At 67.7% G+C, this 4,077-nt stretch carries 3 protein-coding genes; 2 read left to right on the forward strand and 1 reads right to left on the reverse strand.

Features of this window, described 5'->3' with window-relative positions; genetic code table 11:
• Positions 1 to 394 precede the first annotated feature (394 nt).
• The gene (locus tag ASH02_RS03930) at positions 395 to 1,336 is read right to left on the reverse strand and encodes a GlxA family transcriptional regulator (protein ID WP_007079305.1); all 942 of its coding nucleotides are present in this window, start codon (positions 1,334 to 1,336) and stop codon (positions 395 to 397) included.
• Between the two features lie 107 nt (positions 1,337 to 1,443).
• Between ASH02_RS03930 and ASH02_RS03935 the strand changes: the two genes are divergently transcribed.
• Together ASH02_RS03935 and ASH02_RS03940 are read left to right on the forward strand one after the other, a co-directional pair.
• The gene (locus ASH02_RS03935; protein ID WP_006247389.1) at positions 1,444 to 1,755 is read left to right on the forward strand and encodes a putative quinol monooxygenase; all 312 of its coding nucleotides are present in this window, start codon (positions 1,444 to 1,446) and stop codon (positions 1,753 to 1,755) included.
• A 993-nt stretch (positions 1,756 to 2,748) separates the two neighbouring features.
• The gene (locus tag ASH02_RS03940) at positions 2,749 to 4,074 is read left to right on the forward strand and encodes an ISL3-like element ISPfr2 family transposase (RefSeq protein WP_056891177.1); all 1,326 of its coding nucleotides are present in this window, start codon (positions 2,749 to 2,751) and stop codon (positions 4,072 to 4,074) included.
• The last annotated feature ends 3 nt before the right edge of the window (positions 4,075 to 4,077 follow it).

Consider the following 4,077-nt stretch of genomic DNA (forward strand, 5'->3'; position numbering starts at 1 on the left):
GGCTCTTCCCAGATGAGGGTGTAGGTCGGCCGGGCGCGTCGGTCCGCAGATAGACGTCGAGGTCTCCCGACGATGGAGGTTCCTACGCCATCCATCCGAAAGACCTCGACGTGACCGACGCTACCCCGCAGGCCGGCTTCGGCCGCCCTGACCTGACCGCCTTCGCGTCTCATCCCAATCGACCCTGATCGGGTCTGCTGACCCCCTCGACGAGAACGCAGCGACATCACAGCCACCCAACCCCGACCGGCCGGGAAGCCGGGGCACGTCACATGGCCTGTGCTGCGGGCGTGTCGAGTGGGTCGTCCAGGGGCGACGCAGGAGCGTCGACGCGACGTGCTGAGAGGTGGTTCCAACCGGGCGCTAGGACACCGGCTACAGGCATGGCGATAGGTCAGGAACGGCGTCGCTCCCTGCGCAGGAGGGAGCGCAGAGTCTCGGCGTTCGCGTAGCCGACCCGTAGCGCGATCTCGGCGGAGGTGAGGTCCGTGGTTGCTGAGAGGTGCCGAGCTCGTTCGATGCGAAGCCGTTGGACGAAGCCGAGCGGAGTGAGGTTGAGCGCCGCACGGACTCGTCGTTCGAGGGTGCGCCGGCTGGTGCCGAGCGACTGCGCGACGAAGGCGACGTTGAACGGTTCGTCCAGGCGGGCGCGCACGAAGCGTTCGAACTCGACGACGATCGGGTCCTCGTGCCGGAGATGTTCGTAGGCGACGAAGGCCGCCTGCGACGGACGCTCGTCGATGATGAGGAGCTTGGCGACATGTTGGGCCAGGTCGGGGCTGATCGATCGCACGAGTGAGAGCGCGAGGTCGATGTGGGCGAACGCGGCGCCGGCGGTGACGAGGTTCCCGTCCACGACGACCATGGTGTCGAGATCGAGGGCGACGGTCGGATAGCGCTTCAGGAACTCCGGCCCCAGGAACCAGCTGGTCGTCGCCCGCCGATGATGCATCCGTCCGGTCTCGGCGACGGCGAACACGCCGGTGCACGCCGCGGCGATTCGGGTGGTCGCGTCGTCGAGGCGCCCGAGCGAGGCGATGACCGAACGAGCATCTCGGCTCTGGAGGGCGTCGTTGGTAGCGGCGGCCGTGAGGGTTCCAAGCGCAGGGACGACGACCACGTCGAACTCTCCGGACTCCGACAGCGGGTGGTCAACCGACAGGGTCATCGATGCCGTCGTGGTCACTCGCCGTTTCGGTCCGAGGATGGCGAGTTCGATCGGGTCGATCCGCGGGTCGATATCGCCGCGGGCTCCGTCGGCCACCCGCACGATGTCGATGACCGACGCGACAGCCGAACCGAAGCAGCCGTCGATCGCGATCAGTCCGATACGCATGGCGCGAACAATAGCAATACTGTCGTATACGCCACTCCCCATCGGCCCTCGCTCGTCATACGCTGAACTCGCCCCACGAAGAACCCCGACTTCAAGGAGAACCCCTCATGTCCACACCCGCATCACTTCCGTATGCCTTCGTCGCCAAGATCGTCGCGGCCGATGGACAGCACGACGCGCTCGCCGATCTGCTCGCCGGCGCTGTCGCACTCGCCAACGAAGAAGTGGGAACGATTGTCTGGTTCGCGGCTAGAACCCACGCCGACACCTTTTGGATCTTCGATGCATTCCCCGACGAGGCCGCTCGCGACGCCCACGCCAACGGCGCCATCGTCGCAGCCCTGATGGCCAACCAGCACCTCCTCGGCGCAGCACCCGAGATCCTGGCGGCCGACGTCCTCGCGTCCAAGCTCCCGTAGTCCGCCAACGCACGAGACGATCGCGCCCCGCCGAGCCGTCGGACCCGACCGCCTCGACACCCGCACCACGTTGACGATCCCCGACGGGCCGATCACGAGGGGGGCCAGGCAACACCAGGCGCAAGCCTGGAGCGGCACTGGTTCACCGGTGGTCATCGAGAGAGCCAGCGCGGTTCCATGGCAGCGCAACTGTGTCAACTTGCCCTCCGTCCCGCTAGGCGCCGTGGGCGGGTCTTGGTTGCGATCCGTTGCCGTGACGGGAGACGCGTTGCGCGTCGCAGCGATGACGGGTCGTTGGCGTTCCGGGGCGTTGCGTTCGTGCGCGTCGCCCGTGCGGCATGGAACATCTCGCTGCGCACACAACGATCGCTGCGCCGACGCACCGTTGACACCTCGCACGTCCAGGTCGCGACACAACGCCACGCCGCGTTGCCGAGCGGAGCGAGGCCTATCGGCACACGGACAGGATGCCGGCCGCGAGCGCTCAGCCGGCGAGGGGTCCGTCGCAGAGGAGAGCGACGTCGGTGTCGGGCAGAGCCGTGAGGCCAGCGCGTCGCGCGACCACCAGAACCGAACCGCCCCTGCCCTGCGTTTCCGCAGGTCAGGGGCTGTTCGCCAGAGCCGCCTGTCGGAATCGAACCGACGACCTAATCACGTCGGCTTTGCGTCTATCGCTTGATGCGCCCACTGGGCGAACGAGCCGCTGACCTGCGCAAACGCCGAGAGTGGGGGGGCGCCGCCATCCGGTGGTGACCGACGACGACCGACCAGTACCGACCGTTTCACCGGAGCTTGCGGCGGCGTCGAAGCCGAGCAAGCTCCATTCTTTTAGCTCACCGCGCCCTCCTCCTAGCCGGTCCCGTCGTCGTCGAAGACGTTTCAGGGGTCTTCCCAGATGACGGTGTAGGTCGGCCGGGCGCGTCGGTCCGCAGATAGACGTCGAGGTCTCCCGACGACGGAGGTTCCTACGCCATCCATCCGAAAGACCTCGACGTGTTCGACGCTACCCCGCAGGCCGGCTTCGGCCGCCCTGACCTGACCGCCTTCGCTCGACTCGACGGCCTCGGTCTGAGCGTGACCGGGCAACGACTTGAACCGGATCGTGCGGTCCTCGCGTGCCGCGTGGTGGAACCAGATCAGTGGTGCCGACGGTGCGGCAGCGAAGGCGCTGCTCGTGACACCGTGATCCGGCGGTTGGCCCACGAGCCGCTGGGCTGGCGACCGACCGTGCTGGAAGTTGTAGTGCGCCGCTACCGCTGTGCCGACTGCGGACACGTGTGGCGCCAAGACACCAGCGCCGCGGCGGAGCCACGCGCGAAGCTCTCGCGCACCGGGCTGCGGTGGGCGCTGGAAGGGATCGTGGTCGCACACCTCACCGTCGCCCGTGTCGCCGAGGGACTCGGGGTCGCGTGGGACACCGCCAACAACGCGGTCCTGGCCGAAGGCAAGCGGCTGCTGATCAACGACCCCACGCGGTTCGAGGGCGTGAAGGTCATTGGCGTCGATGAGCACGTCTGGCGCCACACCAGGCGTGGCGACAAGTACGTCACCGTGATCATCGACCTCACCCCGGTCCGCGATGGCGCCGGCCCAGCAAGGCTGCTGGACATGGTCGAGGGCCGGTCGAAGGCGGCGTTCAAGACCTGGCTCGCCGACCGCGACGACGCCTTCCGTGACGCGGTCGAGGTGGTCGCGATGGACGGCTTCACCGGGTTCAAGACCGCCGCTGCAGAGGAGATCCCGGACGCGGTCACGGTGATGGATCCCTTCCACGTCGTGCGCTTGGCCGGTGACGCCCTCGACAGGTGCCGGCGCCGGGTCCAACTCGCGATCCACGGGCACCGTGGGTTCAGGGACGACCCGCTCTACAAGTCGCGGCGCACGCTGCACACCGGCGCGGACCTGCTCACCGACAAGCAGAGCGACAGGCTACGCGCGCTGTTCGTTGATGACGCTCACGTCGAGGTCGAGGCGACCTGGGGTGTCTACCAGCGCATGATCGCCGCCTATCGCCACGAGGACCGGCAACGTGGCCGCGAGCTCATGGAGAAGCTGATCACCGACCTCAGCGCCGGCGTCCCCAAGGTGCTCACCGAGCTCACAGCCCTGGGCCGGACCCTGAAGAAGCGAGCCGCTGACGTGCTCGCCTACTTCGAACGACCCGGCACCAGCAACGGGCCGACCGAGGCGCTCAACGGACGGCTCGAACACCTGCGCGGCTCCGCACTCGGGTTCCGCAACCTGACCAACTACATCGCCCGAAGCCTGCTCGAGACCGGCGGCTTCAGACCCCAACTTCTACACCCCCGATTGGGATGAGCC

Origin of the sequence: Nocardioides sp. Soil796 (assembly GCF_001429525.1) — a bacterium.
Lineage (GTDB): Bacteria > Actinomycetota > Actinomycetes > Propionibacteriales > Nocardioidaceae > Nocardioides.